This is a genomic window from Marseilla massiliensis, from assembly GCF_016899955.1.
Lineage (GTDB): Bacteria > Bacteroidota > Bacteroidia > Bacteroidales > Bacteroidaceae > Prevotella > Prevotella intestinigallinarum.
The window spans coordinates 274,894-292,853 of record NZ_JACJJL010000001.1 but is presented as its reverse complement, the minus strand read 5'-3'; the positions used below and the strand labels follow the sequence as shown (position 1 = coordinate 292,853).

The following is a 17,960-nucleotide window of genomic DNA, read 5'->3' as shown; positions in this document are numbered from 1 at the left end:
ACACACTGTGGCACAGGATGTTACACAAAAACAGCCCAAAGGACAATAAATTTTTACAGAAATAGTTATCCAATGTAACGCTAAAATTGTTATCTTTGTAGCTGTTTAAAAACAGAGAAGAGTATGAAGATAAACAGAATCCTATCATTGTTCGTGCTTATAGTGGCCATGGCCACACAGGCGCAAGTAATGCAGCTGCCACCCATACCGGCAGACCCAGACGTGCGCACGGGCAAACTGGCCAACGGCCTGACCTATTACATCAGGCACAACAATTGGCCCGAGAACCGTGCGGAATTCTACATAGCGCAGCGTGTGGGCTCGCTCCAGGAGGAGGACAGCCAGCGCGGACTGGCACACTTCCTCGAGCACATGTGCTTCAACGGCACAAAGCACTTCAAGGGCAACGACCTCATACGCTACTGTGAGTCGATTGGCGTGCAGTTCGGGCGCGACCTCAACGCATACACGGCCATCGACCAGACGGTGTACAACATCTCAAACGTGCCCACCGACCGCCAGTCGGCACTCGACTCCTGCCTGCTCATACTCTACGACTGGGCCGACGGCCTGGTGCTCGACCCCGAGGAGATTGACAAGGAGCGCGGCGTGATCAACGAGGAATACCGCCTGCGCACCAGCGCATCGATGCGAATGTTTGAGCGTAGCCTGCCCAAGCTATACCCGGGCAGCAAGTACGGCCACCGCATGCCCATCGGGCTGATGAGCGTCATCAACAGCTTCAAGCCCGAGACGCTGCGCGCCTACTACGAAAAGTGGTACAGGCCCGACAACCAGGGCATCATCGTGGTGGGCGATGTCGACGTAGACCACGTAGAAGCCGAGATAAAGAAGCTCTTCGGAAGCATACAGATGCCGGCCAACCCGGCGCCGGTCAAGGCCGAGCCCGTGCCCGACAACGCACAGCCCATCATAGTAATCGACAAGGACAAGGAGCAGCGCGTCAACACCATAGAGCTGATATTCAAGCACGACGCCATGCCCGACTCGATGAAAAACAACCTGGGCTACGTCATAGGGTGCTACATGCGGGACCTGGCCCTGTCGATGCTGAACGCCCGTCTCAACGAATATGCGCAGAAAGCCGAGAGCCCCTTCGTCGACGCATCGGCCATCTACAGCAGCTATATCTTCGCCAAGACCAAGGACGCGCTTGACATTTCGGCCCTGCCAAAGGACGGACAGACCGAAGCCGCGCTCGGTGCCATACTGCGAGAGGCACGCCGCGCCGCCGAGTTCGGGTTCACCCCGACCGAGTATGCGCGCGCCAAGGCCGACGCGCTGAGCTCGCTCGACAAGATGTACAGCAACAAGGACAAGCGCTTCAGCGCACAGTTCTGCAACGAATTCAAGGAGAACTTCATCAACGGCGAGCCCATCACGCCCATCGACTACTACTATGCCACGATGAAGCAGATAGTGCCCGAGATACCCATCGAGGTAATAAACGAGGCCATGAAGGAGCTCGTGCCAGCATCAGACAGCAACATGGTCATCATAAACTTCAACAGCGAGAAGGACGGGGCGGCATATCCCACCGAGCAAGGGCTGATGAAGGCCATCGCCGACGTGCGCGCCGAGCAGCTCACACCCTACGTTGACAACGTGAAGAACGAGCCGCTCATCAAGACAATGCCCAAGAAGGGAAGCATCAAGAAGGAAGAGAGCAACGCCGGACTCGGCTACAAGGAGCTCACACTGTCAAACGGCGTGAAGGTGGTGCTTAAGCAGACAGACTACAAGAAAGACCAAGTGATGCTCACGGCCGAAGGCTTTGGCGGCTCGTCGCTCTACGGCGAGGCCGACTACTCGAACATAAAGCTGTTTGACGACGCCATCGAGGCCAGCGGACTGGGCAACTTCTCGCACACCGAACTGGAGAAGGCACTGGCCGGAAAGATAGCCTCGGCATCGATGTCGCTGGCCACCACGCGCCAGACCATAAGCGGATCGTCGACCCCCGACGACGTGGAGACGATGCTGCAGCTGGTATATCTCTACTTCACGGCCATCAACAAAGACCAGAGTTCGTACGACAACCTGATGAGAACCTATGAGATTGCGCTGAAGAACAAGGCCCTCTCGCCCGACAACGCCTTCAACGACTCGCTCATAGTGACGCTCAACTGCCACAACCCGAGGTTCACTTCGCTCGACACCACCGACCTGGGCAAGGTGAGCTACGACCGCATCCTCGAGATGGCACGCCAGCTCACGGCCAACGCCGCAGCCTATACGTTTACCATCATCGGCAACTTCGACGAAGCCAAGCTGCGCCCGCTGCTCGAGCAATACGTAGCCTCGCTGCCCGCCTCGAAGGACATCAGGAAGGGCCACCGCGTAGACACCGACGCCAAGGGCGTGGTGGTGAACAGCTTCAAGCGCAAGATGGAGACACCGAAGGCCATCACCGCCATGGTGTGGAGCAACGACGCGATGCCCTACACGCTCGACAACATAGTCAAGGCCGACATCACCGGCCAGGTGCTAAGCATGGTTTACCTCAAGAAGATACGCGAAGACGCAGGCGCGGCCTACTCTGTCGGGGCGCAGGGAACCATGGCCCGGCAGGACGACAAGATAGACTGCGGACTGTTTGCATACTGCCCGATGAAGTATGAAAAGGCCGACACGGTGCTCACGATACTGCGCGCCGAGGTCGACGCCATGACGCAAACGTGCGACGCCGACATGCTCAAGAAGGTGAAGGAGTTCATGCTCAAGAGCTTCGACGACCGCACCAAGACCAACAGCTACTGGCTGGGCGTGATCGACACCTACCGCACTTACGGCGTCGACCTGCACTCGGCATACAAGCAGACGGTGGAGGCGCAGACCCCGCAGACCATATCTGCCTTCGTCAAGGAGCTCATCAGCCAGGGCAACCGCGTCGAGGTGGTGATGATGCCCGACGTTGACGGCGAAAAGAAATGACGGCGCGCAAAATGCGCCACACGCAACACTGAAAGCCAAAACGGCCCGTTCCAACCCACGGAACGGGCCGTTTTGCATCCTGAAACGGGCCGTATTGCACAGCAAAACGACCCATACCGCCAACCCGCTGTGTCCCAGCCACTTGCAGGCGGCGGCCCGGCAACACCGAAAACGACCCTCGCGACAGCCCGGCCACCACCGCCCCAACACCCCGCCACAGCCACCGCAACCAGCCCCACGGCCGCGCCCGGCAGCCGCGGCAACTGCACCACATGGCGGGTAAAATGATGCGAAAGAGGCTTTTTATATTTTTTTGCTTCCAAAATGATGCCAATATCGATAAAAATAAGTACTTTTGGCACGCCGTTGGGTGATTATCGACACCGAAGGCAAACACTTTCAACATCACAAACTCCAATCTGGAAATGGAAAAGATAGATAATCTTGACAAGAAGATATTGGGCATACTGTCGCAAAACGCGCGCATACCGTTTAAAGACGTGGCCGCCGAGTGCGGTGTGTCAAGGGCTGCCATACACCAGCGAGTGCAGCACCTGATAGACGACAACGTGATAACGGGCAGCGGATTCGACGTCAACCCCAAGAGCCTGGGCTACTTCACATGCACCTATGTGGGCATAACGCTCGAGCGCGGAAGCATGTACAAAGACGTGGTAGAGCGCCTCAGGCAGGTGCCCGAGATAGTGGAGTGCCACTTCACCACGGGCCCTTACACCATGTTGGTGAAGCTATACGCGCGCGACAACGAGCAGCTCATGGACCTGCTCAACGGCCAGCTGCAGCGCATACCGGGCGTGGTGGCCACCGAGACGCTCATCTCGCTCGAGCAAAGCATCAAGCGCGAGATACCCGTGAAGGTAGACAAGGAGGGCGAATAAGCACTGCACATGGACCGCTTCGACATTGACGCACACCTCGAAAGCGCATACGCTGGCTTCCCCGAGGCCCAAGAGCGCCCCGTGATAGGCATCACGGGCAACTACGCCAGCCCTGAGTGCAAGCTGGCCGAAGGCTACTACAAGTCGGTGGTGGCCGCCGGCGGCACGCCACTCATCATACCTCCCGTGGCCGACACGGCCGCAATAATAAGCGCGCTCGACCGTGTGGACGCGCTGCTGCTAAGCGGCGGGGCCGACATCAACCCGCTGTTCTGCGGCGAAGAGCCACAGCCCGCCCTGCACTCCATCAACAGCGAGCGCGACCTGCCGGAGCTGCTGACCATCCGACTGGCCTACAACCGCCAGTTGCCCATGCTCGGCATCTGCCGCGGAATACAGGCCCTGGCCATGGCCCTGGGCGGAAGGGTGGAACAAGACATAGCAGGCAAGGCCACCGTGAAGCACTCGCAAGACGCCGACCGCAGCGAACCCACCCACACGGTGAGCATAGCCGAGGGCAGCACGCTGCACTCAATATACGGCACTGACAGGCTGGCCGTCAACTCATTCCACCACCAGGCCGTGGCCGAGGCTGGCAAACGGTTCCGCGTGACGGCCACCGCCGCCGACGGAACGGTGGAAGCCATCGAGAGCAATGAGCTCAAGTCGATAGTAGGGGTGCAGTGGCACCCGGAGTGCATGGCCGACGGCGACAGGCTGTTCGGCTGGCTCGTGGCCGAGGCGGCAAGCTACCGCAAGGCCCGCAAGGTGCACGACAGGGTGCTGACGCTCGACACCCACTGCGACACACCGATGTTCTTCGCCCAAGGGGTCGACTTCGGCAGGCGCGACCCGCGCCTGCTCGTCGACCTGCACAAGATGGACGAAGGGCGCCAGGACGCCACCATCATGGTGGCATACCTGCCCCAGCCGAAGCCGGGAGAGCGGTTTGCCGACGTCGTGCCGTTTGCAGCAGACAGCCCCGGGGCCTACGCCGACCTCATATTCGACAAGATAGAGGCCATGGTGGCGGCCAACAGCGGCTGTGTGGCCATTGCCCGCACGCCGCAAGAGCTGGCCGACAACAAACGCAGGGGGCTCAAGTCGATAATGCTCGGCATCGAGAACGGGCTCGCCCTGGGCACCGACACGGCCAGCGTGGCGCGCTACAGGCAGCGCGGCGTGGTCTATGTCACACTGTGCCACAACGGCGACAACGACCTGTGCGACAGCGCCCGAGGATGCAACACCCACGGAGGCGTGAGCCGGCTCGGCGCCGACATGATAGCGGAAATGAACCGGCGGGGGGTGATGGTCGACCTAAGCCACGCCTCGGAGCGCAGCTTCTACGACGCGCTTGACATGAGCCGGCTGCCCATAGTGTGCAGCCACAGCAGCTCGAGGGCGCTGTGCGACCACCCGCGCAACCTCACCGACGACCAGATGCGCGCCCTCGCGGCCAAGGGAGGGGTGGCGCAGACCACGCTATACCACGGCTTCCTGCGCACTGACGGCGAAGCCACGGTGCTCGACGCCATGGCACATCTGGAGCACGCCATAGCCGTGATGGGCATCGACCACGTGGGCATAGGCACCGACTTCGACGGCGACGGCGGAGTGAAAGGCTTCGAAAGCTCGTCGGAAGCCATCAGCTTCACACGCCGGTTGCTGGCCCGCCGCTACAGCGAGGCCGACATCCAGAAGATATGGGGCGGCAACTTCTTGCGCGTGATGGCACAGGTGCAGGCAGCAGCCGAGGCCTGACGCCACGCCAAAGACAGTTGCATCGCGCACCGTGGCCAATGCTACGGAGCAGCCATACAACCAGAGACAACCCTAAGAATATGAGACAATACACCATGATATGCCTCATGCTGCTGGCCATGCTGGCAGCCTGCGGCAACAAGAAAAAACAGGCCGGCGACGCCGGCGATGGCGCCACACAGGCCGCCGGGCCACAGTTCAGCGCCGACAGCGCCTACGCCTATTGCGCCGCACAGTGTGCCTTTGGCCCGAGAACGATGAACAGCGCCGCGCACGACAGCTGCGGCAGGTGGATAGAATCGAAGTTCAGGCAGTACGGCATGGACGTCAGACTGCAGCAAGCCACGCTGAGCGGCTACGACGGCACGCCGCTGAAGGCCACCAACATCATAGCCAGCTACAAGCCCGGACTGAAAGACAGGGTGCTGCTCTGCGCCCACTGGGACAGCCGCCCGTGGGCCGACAACGACCCGGACTCGGCCAACTGGCGCAAGCCGGTGATGGCGGCAAACGACGGGGCGAGCGGGGTGGCAGTGCTCATTGAGCTGGCCCGCCTCATCGGAGGGCATGACAGCCTGGGCATAGGCGTCGACTTTGTTTGCTTCGACGCCGAAGACTGGGGCACGCCACAGTGGAGCGACAAGCCCGACAACGGCGACTCGTGGGCACTGGGTGCCGCCCACTGGGCTGCAAACGCCGCCACCGAGGGCTACAAGGCGCGCTACGGCATACTGCTCGACATGGTTGGCGGCCGTGGGGCGCGCTTCTACCAGGAAGGCATGTCGCTGCAATATGCGCCACAAGTGGTAGACAAGGTGTGGGCGGCAGCGGCCGGCCTGGGCTACGGAAGCTACTTCCCGACGGCAGCCGGCGGCATGGTGACCGACGACCACATACCTGTCAACGAAAAGGCCGGCATACCGACGATAGACATTGTGCCCTATTTCCCCGACTGCCCCGAGAGCAGTTTCGGGCCCACATGGCACACCCTGGCCGACAACATGGACAACATTGACCGCAACACGCTGAAGGCCGTGGGCCAGACGGTGGTGCAGGTGCTCTTCACCGAACAGTGAGCGGCCGAGGCATCACAGCCACACCACAGCCCCATCGGTGTAAAAACATTTCTCCGCCACGACCCCGCCGCGCAACCAGCTGAGCCTCAATGCATTGCAATACGGGCCGTTTCACCCTCCGAAACGGCCCGTGCCATAGCGTCAAACGGCCCGTTCCGCAATACGGAACGGGCCGTTTGACGTTACACCAATGCCGCTGCCGCCACCCGGGCGCGGCCTTTGTAAACATCGGTTACCACCGCAGCAATCCAAAAAACTGCATCTTCAAAAGAATGTTCCCGTATTTTTTATCCCTCAACGCTTAATCCACAAACCCGAGCCATTGTAATCATTATCACTTAATACTTAATCCTTAATTCCCAAATCCCGGCCTACCTTCCGCCTTAACCCTTAATACTTAACACTTAAAACTAAACTTTCCCCTCTCATATCTGCCCGGCCTCGACCATCAGCACCACCCGCTCGGTGAGCCTGTCGGTGCCGTCGGGGTCGTACTCCTTGCGCAGGCTGGCCCCGAAAATAGACGAGAAAGCCTGCCAGAAGCCGGCGCGCATCGGCCCGAGAAACGCCTTGACGATGTCGTACGACGACGAGTTGCACTCGCGGTAGATGAGCTTTATGAGCAGCTTACCCTGCGAATAGGTGAGCTTCTTCATCTTCGGCTTATACTCTTGCACTATCCCTTTCTCCACCCTCTTCATGTGTTCCTCGCGCGATTTCTGGTCGGGCAGCGTCTCAAGATACTCATACGTCTCGAGGATAATCTTGTTGGCTTCCTTCGCTATGGGCAGCACCTTCTTGACATTGCGCACAAGCCGCATGTAAGCAGCGGCCTGTCGCTGGCTCTGGAACGTGAGTTTCGGATAGACGTAGACATTGTTCATCTCCATATACAGGATGCTGTCGCCGGCGTCCATCACCTTGCCCACCTTCACCATCGGCACAAACGTAGGGCTGTCCATGGCGTCGAGCAAGTCGTCGGTCGTCGGCCTCTTGCCGTCGTCCTGCGCCTGCGCCGCTGCCGGGAGCATCATCCCGGCCATCATCATTGCTAAGAAAGCCTGTCTCATAACACCGGCAAAAGTAGCCATAATTTTCCGTCCGGCGAGCGACACACGGCAAATTTAGCATCTGCCATGCCCGAATTAAGAAAAATTACGGGTTGCGGCCCACGCCACGGGGCCCCCGGCCGGCGGCTGCGGCTTGTCCGCCGGCCACGCGGGGCGTCACATCCCCGACGGCGCCAGCTTGCGCCTGAGGTGCCTGTACAGCAACAGCATGCACGGCACGAGAAACATGTCGGCCGCCACCCAGGCCACGGGGTCGCCGTAGCAAACGCCAAGGAAGCCCAGCGCAGGCACCAGCCAGATGCTCACACCACACCGGGCCACCATCTCCATCACGCCCGACAGCATCGACAGGTTGCTGTAGCCCAGCCCCTGAATGCTGTACCTCAGAATGGTGAGCAAGCCCAACACTGGGTAGAAATAGCATGATATGCGCATGTACATGGCCGCGTTGGAAATGATTTCCGTCTCGTCCGCGTCTACAAAAAGCATCATCATCTCCTCCGCCAGCGGCAGTATCAGCGCCAGGGTGGCGACGAAGTACACCGCCGTTATCTTGACGGCAGAGCGCAGTCCCATGGCTATGCGCCCCACGCGGCGCGCCCCGATGTTCTGCCCGCAGTAGGTTGCCATGGCCACCCCGATGTTTTCGAACACGCAGGTGAACAGGTATTTCACCCGCATCGAGGCCGTGAAGGCCGCCACATACACCGTGCCGAGCGCGTTGTTGGCGCTCTGCAGCATTATGCTGCCTATGGCCGTGATAGAGAACTGCAGCCCCATGGGCAGTCCGCTGGCCAGCAGCGATGTCGCCTTGGCCCTGTCGTAGCCCCGCTCGTCGGCCCGCGGTATGAGCACGTCGAGCTTTCGCCGTATGTACGCATAGCACATGTAGGCCGATGCCGCCTGCGACATCATGGTGGCAAGACCCACTCCCTCAACCCCCAGTTTCATCCCTATGATGAACAGAAAGTCGAGTAGTATGTTGACCACCGATGAGAAAATGAGGAAGTAGAAGGGCTGCTTCGAGTTGCCAAGCGCGCGTATTAATCCCGCAAGAAGGTTGTAGGCGATGGTAAACGGGATGGCCGCGAACTGGAAGACAAGGAAGACATAGGCATCGGCGAATATCTCGTCCGGGGTGTTCACCATGCGCAATATGGGGCCGCAGAGGGCACATGTGACAGCCGTCATGGCCACGGCAATGACCGCCGCTATGCGCACGGCGTTGGCAACGTAATGGCGCATGGCCACAAAGTCCTTGGCCCCGAACGCCTGGGCCACGGGTATGGCGAAGCCGCTGCACGCCCCGTTGCAGAAGCCCATTATCAAAAACATGATCGAAGCAGACGCCCCGACGGCGGCAAGTGCGCCCACGCTGACAAAGCGGCCTACGATGGCAGCGTCTATAATGAGGTACATCTGCTGCAGGATGTAGCCGCATACCAGCGGCACGGCAAACCTGATGATGCCGCGCGTGGGCGCCCCCACAGTCATGTCGTTAGTGTTACCCATACTGAAAACAATGCTCTTGTCGGGTGCAAAGTTACTCCGTTTTACGCATAGCGGGGCAAACGGCGCGTTAAACTTGTTGAAAACAAAGCGGGATGCGGCCCCCGGCCGCATCCCGCCCTCACATGGTCAGCGAAGCGTTCACCGCGCTACATACTTCTTTCCGCCGCGTATGTATATGCTGCCCTTGGCCGGCCGCTCCACGCGGACGCCCTGCAGGGTGTACACGGCATCGTCGGCAGCGGCCTCGCCCGAGCCCACCTCGGTTATTGCATCGGGCGTTTCGGGCCTGTCGTAGGTGATTACGGGGCACACCGCCATCGAGACAGCATCGTCGACGTTCTCGAACCACTGGCTCGTGCCGAGCGGGTTGCCATACTCATCCTGGTCTTCCACAAGCTGCCATGTGGTGCCCTTCTGCCCCGGATTGCGCCTTACGCACGCCACGGCGATGTCGTCGGATGTGTAAGGCGGCTCTTCGAGCGAGTTGTTGGGCATGCCCTCGATTACCACGAAGAAGTCGCCCGTCACCTCGGCCGGCCTGTCCATCACGAAGGTAGTGGCAAGGAAAGTGTCGTCGGAATACCTTATGTCGCCGGCCTTTACCGATGCCGATGCCAGCGTCTCGCCCGGCTTGCCGTCGGCGTCGGGCCGGCGTATGCTCACGGTGATGTCGGCATCGGGCGTGACGGTGGTGTTAGAGATGAAGTAAACGTCTACGCTGTCTATCGTGGCCGGTGCCAGCGGTGCCTTGAAATGCTCGGCGAAAGCCGGCAGCCCGAGCCAGTTGGAGCCCGCATAGTTGCCGTAGAAGCCCAGCGAGAGCTTGGCCAGGCTGTTGCTCTCGCCTATCTCGAGGTTCCATACATACTGCGCCCCGCCGGCCTGTATGGCATACTGCATCATGTCGATGTCGGTGCCGGCGCCGTTGGTGGCCTGTAGCGCCACGCTGAACAGCCCTTTCCTGGTGTAAGTGACGGTGGGGTTGCGCTCGGCCGACTTCTCGATGTCGGTGCCGTTGAACGTCCATAGCCACTCGGTTGGGTAGCCCCCGGACAGGTCGCGGAAGGTTACGGGCACCCCTGTAGGCACGAGCGTGCCCACGAAGGGCGACAGGTAGCCCTCTTCGGGCAGCCCTATGAGCGCCGACGGCTGCTCGGCCTTGACGTTGACGTAGCCCTGCCGCGTGACGGTGGATGTCGAAGTGCCGTCGCCCACGGTCAGACTGACGCTGTAGGTGCCGGCCTGGGGGTAAGTGACGGTGGGGTTGCGCTCTGTCGACGTTGCCGGCACGCCGCCCTCAAACTCCCACAGCCACGAGGTAACATTGCCCTGCGAGGCATCGGCAAAGCTCACCGAGTCGCCCTGGGCTATGTCGATTGACGAGCCCTCGGAGTCGTCGAGCTGCACCACCCTGAACCCGTCGATGAGCTGGGAGTCGCCCCCATTGCCCTTGTAATTGAACGAGAAGGTGACCGTCTTGCCCTCAACGCGGTCGAGCGGCAGGCGGAAGCGCAGCCACTTGGTCTCGTCGTAGGCCGACGTGTTGGCCCACAGGAACTGCTGCAGCAGCTGCACCGTGTCGCCCGTGGCCACGTCGGTGGCATACAAAGTCCAGCTTGCCTCGAAGAGCCAGACGGGAGAGAAGTAGTTGTAAAACTCGACACAGCTGTTCGGCCTGACGCTTATGGCAGGCGAAGTGACGGTCTCGTCGAAGTCGCTCTGGTTGTACTCGATGCCCAGCGAGAGCTTGCTGTCGGGGTCGATGGCGCCGAAGTCTATGCCCGACCCCATCGATGGCGTGAGCCTCCAGGTGTATTCGGGGTTGGTTTGCTCAAGCGTCCACGAGCCAAATTCGTCCTCAGAGTCGAATCCCTGGGTGTAATAAGGCTTGTAGGCATTGTCTGACGAGAATGCAGCCTGCAAGCCGTCGGCCTGTGCCATCAGCGGCACGGCAGCCATGATAAGAAGTAATGCTTTTTTCATAAGCGTTGTTTTATATGGATTTGAATATGCAAATATACGCAAAATAACGGCAAACAGCGATAAAATGAAACAAAATCTGCTTTGCAGCAAATATTTTCCAACAACCACGAAATGGCGCGGAGGCCACAGTGGCCACACCCCGCGGCGAGACCCCGGCGGCGGTAACAAAACATGACAAAACCGGAATCCCATGACGCCGACGGCCAAACGGGCGCGCAACACGGGCCGTTACGGACTGCAAAAACGGCCGTTTGGCAGTGCCGGACGGCCTGTTTGGCAACCCGCAACAGCCCTTCGCCGCAACCACCTGGGCCTCAGCAACTTGGCAGCATGCACGCAGACACGGCGCGGCGGGTAAAAAAATGCCGACACCAACAGGGCCGCCACAGCCACGGCCCGGCCCCGGCCGCGGCGCCACATGGCCCACGCAGCGCCACGGACAGCCCTCAGGCAGCCGGCATCAGGGCAGGCTGCAGGCCATGGCCCATAGCCTTAAATAATGTGAATTGTGGCATGGTTACGAAAGTTTAGCCTAAATTTGCACCGTAAAAACAATAATGCAATGAGCCTTACAAGGATAATAGGCAGGATGTTTGTGCCAAGGCAGAAAGAGCTCGAGCGGCACATCAGCGGCGGAGCAGACCTGCAACGACAGGTGCTGGAGCACCTCGTGGGCACAGCCAAGGACACAGAATACGGGCGCAACCACCTCTTCGGGGCCACACGAAGCTACGAAGACTTTGCACGCAACGTGCCCGTGAACACATACGAAGAACTGAAAGGCGACATAGACCGCATGCGCCACGGCGAGCGCGACGTGCTCTGGCCGGGCCGCGTGAAGTGGTACGCAAAGTCGTCGGGCACGACCAACGACAAGAGCAAGTTCATACCGGTGAGCCCCGACGGACTGCACGACACGCACTACCGCGGGGGCCTGGACTGCGTGGCCCTTTACCTGCGCAACAACCCGCACAGCCGCATGTTCGACGGCAAGGGCCTCATACTCGGCGGAAGCCATTCGCCCAACTACAACCTGCCCGGCAGCCTCGTGGGCGACCTCAGCGCAATACTCATCGAGAACATCAACCCGTTGGTGAACATGGTGCGCGTGCCCAAGAAACAGACCGCGCTGCTGTCTGACTTCGAGGTGAAGCGCGACCGGATAGCGCGCGAGACCATTGGCAAAAACGTGACAAACCTGAGCGGTGTGCCCTCGTGGATGCTCTCGGTGCTAAGCCGCGTGATGGAGCTCTCGGGCAAGCGGCACCTCGAAGAGGTGTGGCCGGGCATCGAGGTGTTCTTCCACGGAGGCGTGGCCTTCACCCCTTACCGCAGCCAGTACGAGCAGCTCATCACCTCGCCCGGCATGCACTACATGGAGACATACAACGCCAGCGAGGGCTTCTTCGGCCTGCAGGACGACCCGGCAGACAAGTCCATGCTGCTGATGCTTGACTACGGGGTGTTCTACGAGTTCATCCCCATGGACGAGTTCGGCTCCGACAACCCCACCGTGGTGCCGCTGTGGGGCGTGGAGACAGGGCGCAACTACGCCATGCTCATATCAACCACCTGCGGACTGTGGCGCTATGTGCTGGGCGACACCGTGAGCTTCACCCAGACAAACCCATACAAGTTCATCATCACCGGCCGGACAAAGTGCTTCATCAACGCCTTCGGCGAAGAGCTGATAGTGGACAACGCCGAGAGGGCGCTGGCCTACGCGTGCGACGAGACGGGCGCCGAGGTGACGGAATATACGGCCGCCCCCGTGTTCATGGACGGCCGGGGCAAGTGCCGCCACCAATGGCTCATCGAGTTTGCGCGCCAACCCGACGACGACGGACGGTTCGCACGGCTGCTCGACAAGAGGCTCCAGGAGCTCAACAGCGACTACGAGGCCAAGCGGTTCAAGGACATAACGCTGCAGCACCTCGAGGTGGTCAGGGCACGGACGGGCCTGTTCAACGACTGGCTCAGGGTGAAAGGGAAGCTCGGAGGGCAGCACAAGATACCAAGGCTGAGCAACAGCCGCGACATCATAGACCAGCTGCTGCGCATGAACAGCACGGCGGCCAAGCACGAAACGACCACAAACGAAACTATCTGACATGGCCACCGACACACCGACACAACAACGACCGGGCACGGGCAAAGGCAACAGAGCAAGGCTGAGGCGAGCGGCACGCATGGCGGCCGCAGCCGCACTGCTGGCCCTGACCGTGGCATCGTGCGCCAGGATGGGCCAGCCCGACGGCGGATGGTACGACGACACGCCGCCACGGATAACCGGAACCTCGCCCAAAGACAAGGCTACCAACGTGACGGCAAGGAAGATTCACATCTACTTCGACGAATACATCAAGCTCGAAGACGCATCGAACAAGGTGGTGGTGTCGCCCCCGCAAGTGGAGATGCCGGAAATAAAGACGGCCGGAAAGGAGATAAGCATCGAGCTCAAAGACTCGCTGCGGCCCGACATGACATACACCATCGACTTCTCAGACGCCATCTCCGACAACAACGAAGGCAACCCGATGGGCAACTACACCTACAGCTTCTCGACCGGAGAGCGCATCGACACGTTCGAAGTGTCGGGCAATGTGATCGACGCCAGCAACCTCGAGCCAATCAAGGGCATACTCGTCGGGCTGTATGCCAACCTGTCTGACACCGCATTCACCACCACGCCGTTGCTCAGGGTGGCGCGAACCGACAGCCGCGGGCACTTCGTGATCAAGGGAGTGGCGCCGGGCACCTACCGCGCCTATGCCCTGCAAGACGCCGACGGCAACTACATGTACAGCCAGAAGAGCGAGATGGTGGCCTTCAACACCGACTCGATAAGCCCCTCGTGCGGCCCCGACATTAGGCAAGACACCATCTGGCGCGACTCGCTGCGCATCGACTCGATAATCAGGACGGGCTACACGCACTTCTATCCCGACGACATCGTGCTGCGCGCATTCTCCGTTCCGCTCACCGACAGATACCTCATCAAGACCGAAAGGCAGTCGCCCGAGAAGATTGGCATATACTTCAGCTACGGCAGCGACACCCTGCCAGCGATGCGGGGGCTGAACTTCGACGCCGAGAAAGCGTTCATAGTAGAGTCCACCGAGAAGCACGACACCATCACATACTGGATAAAAGACACGGCCCTGGTGAACAAAGACACGCTGCAATTCGCGCTCACCTACATGATGACCGACACGGCGGGAGTGCTCGTAAGCAACACCGACACCATCTCGGCAGTGCCCCGCATGTCGTACGAAAAGCGCATGAAACAACGCCAGAAAGAGTTTGAAGACTGGCAGAAGGAACAGGAAAAGGCCAAGAAAAAGGGCGAGCCCTACGACTCTGTGATGCCCCCGGCGCCGCTGGTGCCCAAAATCAGCGCCGACACATCGCTCGACCCCGACCGCAACATTGCCATCGAGATGCCATCGCCGCTGGCACGGTGCGACACGGCGGCCATACACCTGTACTCCAAGCACGACACGTTGTGGTACAGGTCGCGGTTCGAACTGAGGCCCGTGCCGGGCAAACTGAGGGCCTACACGCTGCTGGCCGAATGGCGGCCGGGCATAGAGTACAGCCTCGAAATAGACTCGGCGGCATTCGAAGACATCTACGGGCTGGTGTCAAACGCCTACAAGGCGGGCATCAGGGTGCGCGCCATGGACGAATACAGCTCGCTGACGGTGAACCTCACCGGCACGGCCGACACGGCCATCATAGTGCAACTGCTCAACGGGGCCGACGGAGTGGTGAAGCAAACGAAAGCCAGCGGTGGCTCGGCAGAGTTCTTCTACGTCAACCCGGGCACCTACTACCTGCGCGCTTTCGCCGACACCAACGGCAACGGGACATGGGACACGGGCGACTATCACGCCGGGCGCCAGCCCGAAACGGTGACTTACTATCCCAAGAAGATTGAATGCAAGGAGAAATGGGACGTGACCATAGGCTGGGACATGTCTGAACTGCCCGGCAACCGGCAGAAGCCGATGGACATAACCAAGCAAAAGCCGGAACAGGAGCGCAAGCTGCGCAACCGCAACGCAGACAGGGCGCGCAACCTGGGCATAGAATACATAAAGCCGAACTAAGCGGCCCGGAACGACGGGCGCCCACGGCAACGGCACGGCCCTTGCCGCCACAGCACGCCGCCGCAGCCGCGACGAAGGCCGGGCGCACAGCCATGACGCAGCCGGCGCCACGGCCTGTGACAGCGGCAAAGCCATAAATGAAAACCAACAACAATGAGAAATATGAGACTGAAAGCTTTAGTGATATCACTGCTCATGGCAGTGAGCTTCGCGCCGGCGTCGGCCCAGTGCGGCATAAAGAACACGGCGTTCAAGTCGGGAGAGTTCCTTTACTACGACCTTTTCTTCAACTGGAAGTTCATCTGGGTAAAAGTCGGGACGGCATCGATGAGCACCGTCACGTCGAGATACGGCGGGCAGCAGGCTTACCGCGCCAGCCTGATAACCAGGAGCAACAACAAGCTCGACAAGTTCTTCACGCTCCGCGACACGCTACTGTCCTACTGCGCTACCGACCTGTCGCCTCTCTACTTCCGCAAAGGCGCCCGCGAAGGCGACAGATACTACGTAGACGAGATTTGGTACACCTATCCGCAGGGCAACTGCCACATGAAACAGCACCGGATAGAGAACGACGGGCGCCACGTATGGAAGCAGTCCGAATACCAAGACTGCGTGTACGACATGATGAGCATATTCCTGCGGGCCCGCAACTTCGACGTTTCCAAGTACAAGGTGGGCGACAACATCCCCATGCCGGTAAGCGACGCCAAGCGGCTGTCGAACTCCTGGCTCAAGTACCAGGGCAAGGAGACGTTCAAGATGGAGGGCAACAACGTGAAATACCGCTGCCTTGTCTTCTCGTTCATAGAGCGCGAGGACGGCAAGAACCACGAGTTGCTGCGCTTCTATGTAACCGACGACGCCAACCACATACCCGTGCGGCTCGACATGTTCCTCAGCTTCGGCTCGGCAAAGGCGTTCCTCCGCGGCTACAAGGGGGTGAAAAACCCCGTCACGTCGAGGCTCAACTGACGCCCGTGCCACCCTGCCGCCCCAACGGCCGTGAGCCTGCGGGGGAGCAACGGCGGCGGCCCGGCAGCCGGCCGGAAACGCAAAGAGGGGTGCATCCGCTGCGGATGCACCCCTCTTTGGGCAAATGCAGTCACTTAAGCTTGTCGTAGTCGGCGTCGGCAACAGGCTCAAGCCATTCGGTAGACGCCCCCTCTGCCGGCACGCTTATGGCCACGTGCTGGAACCAGCTGTCGGCCGCGGCCCCGTGCCAGTGCTTCACCCCGGCCGGTATGTCTACCACGTCGCCCGGCTGGAGCCTGCGCGCCGGCTTGCCCCACTCCTGATACCAGCCTTTGCCGTAGACGCAGATGAGAATCTGCCCGCCACCGTTGTGTATGTGCCAGTTGTTGCGGCAGCGCGGCTCAAAGGTGACGTTGCTCACCGGCAGACGGCCCTCGCCGTTGGCAAGTGGCGCAAGATAGCTCTTGCCAATGAAGTATTTGGCGTAAGCCGTGTTCTCGCCGCCCTTGGCGAATGGCAGCGGCTGCTCGCCCGCGAAAGCCTCGCCGTACACATCGGCAATGGCCTTCGAGGCCCTGTAGGCCGAGGCCTCGGCCCCGCGTGCGGCCAGCGTGAGCGGTATGGAGTGTATCTCGGCGTCGGAGAGCCCCATGTTGCGCGCCCCGTTGATGTGCGACCTGAGCTGCGGCTCGGCCCCCTCGATGCCCGACAGGGCGCTCACCGTTACCAGTTCGCGCTCGGCGAAGGTGAGGTTGTTGCGCGCGAAGATGTCGCCGAAGAGGTGGGCCTTGAGGTAATAGTCGGTCGCGGGCGCGAACTTGTAGTCGTATGGCTTGCCCGTCAGCTTTGTCTGCACCTCCGTGCCCTGCTTGAGGGCATCGTATCCTTCGGGCAGCGGGTCGGCGTCGCGGCCCTCTACGCTGGCCTTTCCGGCCTGCGCGCGCTCGGCCACCACGCGCTGCAGTGTGCCGAGGGCATTGAGGCTGCGCGGGAATCCCGTGTAAGCGTAAAGCTGCGAAAGGGCCTCCTTGATGTCGTTTACAGTCACGCTGTCATCGAGCGCGGCCGAGATGGCCTCGCCCAGCAGGCCCTGTTCACCCCGGGCCTCAAGGTTTGCGATGGCGACAATGTGCTGCTGCCGCCTGTCAAGTACGTTTTCCATAACTCCGTTGTTTTTAGTCTGTGCGCCCGCCGTGGCCGTCACGATAGCTGCTGCGAGCACGGCAATGATTCTCTTAGCCTTTTTCATAATCGTATGTTTTAGCAGTTTGTGGGCCCGCAACGGCTCCGCCGGCCGCGCCGGGCCTTTCAATGGCGCAAAGGTAAGCAAAAAATGCGTGGCCGGCACAACCACAAACACTGATAGGTGTATGCTTTTTACAGATATTGCACTGCCCCGCGCGCCACGGCCGGCAACAGCCCCGCCCCGAGGCAGCGGCGGCCGCACAAGCCGCGGGCTTTGGCAATGGCGGGCGGCGACGCAGCGGCGGCACTGCAGAATGGGCCATACGGGGGTGCGGAACGGGCCGTTCGGCAATACAAAACGTGCCGTTTCGCAATGCGAAACGGCACGTTTCACAACACACTGACATCCAGCGTGTTGCGGCATGCGGC

The 17,960-nt window shown here is 60.4% G+C and carries 11 protein-coding genes; 7 read left to right on the top strand and 4 right to left on the bottom strand.

Features of this window, described 5'->3' with window-relative positions:
• Positions 1-123 precede the first annotated feature (123 nt).
• From H6B30_RS01105 to H6B30_RS01090, 4 genes are all read left to right on the top strand, one after another.
• The gene (locus tag H6B30_RS01105) at positions 124-2,955 is read left to right on the top strand and encodes a M16 family metallopeptidase (protein ID WP_205107050.1); all 2,832 of its coding nucleotides are present in this window, start codon (positions 124-126) and stop codon (positions 2,953-2,955) included.
• 425 nt (positions 2,956-3,380) lie between these two features.
• The gene (locus tag H6B30_RS01100) at positions 3,381-3,854 is read left to right on the top strand and encodes an Lrp/AsnC family transcriptional regulator (RefSeq protein ID WP_205107048.1); all 474 of its coding nucleotides are present in this window, start codon (positions 3,381-3,383) and stop codon (positions 3,852-3,854) included.
• Positions 3,855-3,863: 9 nt separating this feature from the next.
• Positions 3,864-5,618, top strand: a complete 1,755-nt coding sequence (locus tag H6B30_RS01095) for a membrane dipeptidase (protein WP_205107046.1) — start codon at positions 3,864-3,866, stop codon at positions 5,616-5,618.
• An 80-nt stretch (positions 5,619-5,698) separates the two neighbouring features.
• A complete protein-coding gene (locus H6B30_RS01090) occupies positions 5,699-6,694 on the top strand; it encodes a M28 family peptidase (RefSeq protein WP_205107044.1) in 996 nt (331 codons plus the stop codon).
• A gap of 425 nt (positions 6,695-7,119) precedes the next feature.
• On the opposite strand, the gene H6B30_RS01085 is transcribed toward H6B30_RS01090, so the two are convergent.
• The 3 genes from H6B30_RS01085 to H6B30_RS01075 form a co-directional block, all read right to left on the bottom strand.
• The gene (locus H6B30_RS01085; RefSeq protein ID WP_205107042.1) at positions 7,120-7,764 is read right to left on the bottom strand and encodes a DUF4294 domain-containing protein; all 645 of its coding nucleotides are present in this window, start codon (positions 7,762-7,764) and stop codon (positions 7,120-7,122) included.
• Between the two features lie 156 nt (positions 7,765-7,920).
• Positions 7,921-9,276 (bottom strand): MATE family efflux transporter, encoded by a 1,356-nt coding sequence (locus tag H6B30_RS01080; RefSeq protein ID WP_205107040.1) that lies wholly within the window; start codon positions 9,274-9,276, stop codon positions 7,921-7,923.
• A 138-nt stretch (positions 9,277-9,414) separates the two neighbouring features.
• Positions 9,415-11,259, bottom strand: a complete 1,845-nt coding sequence (locus H6B30_RS01075) for a PKD domain-containing protein (protein WP_205107038.1) — start codon at positions 11,257-11,259, stop codon at positions 9,415-9,417.
• Positions 11,260-11,821: 562 nt separating this feature from the next.
• Between H6B30_RS01075 and H6B30_RS01070 the strand changes: the two genes are divergently transcribed.
• From H6B30_RS01070 to H6B30_RS01060, 3 genes are all read left to right on the top strand, one after another.
• The gene (locus H6B30_RS01070) at positions 11,822-13,369 is read left to right on the top strand and encodes a GH3 auxin-responsive promoter family protein (RefSeq protein WP_205107036.1); all 1,548 of its coding nucleotides are present in this window, start codon (positions 11,822-11,824) and stop codon (positions 13,367-13,369) included.
• 1 nt (position 13,370) lies between these two features.
• Entirely contained in the window at positions 13,371-15,371 is a 2,001-nt protein-coding gene (locus tag H6B30_RS01065; protein ID WP_239483428.1) for an Ig-like domain-containing protein, read from the top strand.
• 162 nt (positions 15,372-15,533) lie between these two features.
• Positions 15,534-16,346 (top strand): DUF3108 domain-containing protein, encoded by an 813-nt coding sequence (locus H6B30_RS01060; RefSeq protein WP_394802233.1) that lies wholly within the window; start codon positions 15,534-15,536, stop codon positions 16,344-16,346.
• A gap of 130 nt (positions 16,347-16,476) precedes the next feature.
• On the opposite strand, the gene H6B30_RS01055 is transcribed toward H6B30_RS01060, so the two are convergent.
• Positions 16,477-17,595 (bottom strand): carboxymuconolactone decarboxylase family protein, encoded by a 1,119-nt coding sequence (locus tag H6B30_RS01055; RefSeq protein ID WP_239483427.1) that lies wholly within the window; start codon positions 17,593-17,595, stop codon positions 16,477-16,479.
• Positions 17,596-17,960 lie beyond the last annotated feature (365 nt).

What these genes read in the sequence shown, in the direction of transcription:
- H6B30_RS01085 (WP_205107042.1), bottom strand. Translation starts at nt 7,764, where the DNA reads ATGAGACAGGCTTTCTTAGCAATGATGATGGCCGGGATGATGCTCCCG.
- H6B30_RS01065 (WP_239483428.1), top strand. Translation starts at nt 13,371, where the DNA reads ATGGCCACCGACACACCGACACAACAACGACCGGGCACGGGCAAAGGC.
- H6B30_RS01095 (WP_205107046.1), top strand. Translation starts at nt 3,864, where the DNA reads ATGGACCGCTTCGACATTGACGCACACCTCGAAAGCGCATACGCTGGC.
- H6B30_RS01055 (WP_239483427.1), bottom strand. Translation starts at nt 17,595, where the DNA reads ATGAAAAAGGCTAAGAGAATCATTGCCGTGCTCGCAGCAGCTATCGTG.
- H6B30_RS01100 (WP_205107048.1), top strand. Translation starts at nt 3,381, where the DNA reads ATGGAAAAGATAGATAATCTTGACAAGAAGATATTGGGCATACTGTCG.
- H6B30_RS01090 (WP_205107044.1), top strand. Translation starts at nt 5,699, where the DNA reads ATGAGACAATACACCATGATATGCCTCATGCTGCTGGCCATGCTGGCA.
- H6B30_RS01080 (WP_205107040.1), bottom strand. Translation starts at nt 9,276, where the DNA reads ATGGGTAACACTAACGACATGACTGTGGGGGCGCCCACGCGCGGCATC.
- H6B30_RS01060 (WP_394802233.1), top strand. Translation starts at nt 15,534, where the DNA reads ATGAGACTGAAAGCTTTAGTGATATCACTGCTCATGGCAGTGAGCTTC.
- H6B30_RS01105 (WP_205107050.1), top strand. Translation starts at nt 124, where the DNA reads ATGAAGATAAACAGAATCCTATCATTGTTCGTGCTTATAGTGGCCATG.
- H6B30_RS01075 (WP_205107038.1), bottom strand. Translation starts at nt 11,259, where the DNA reads ATGAAAAAAGCATTACTTCTTATCATGGCTGCCGTGCCGCTGATGGCA.
- H6B30_RS01070 (WP_205107036.1), top strand. Translation starts at nt 11,822, where the DNA reads ATGAGCCTTACAAGGATAATAGGCAGGATGTTTGTGCCAAGGCAGAAA.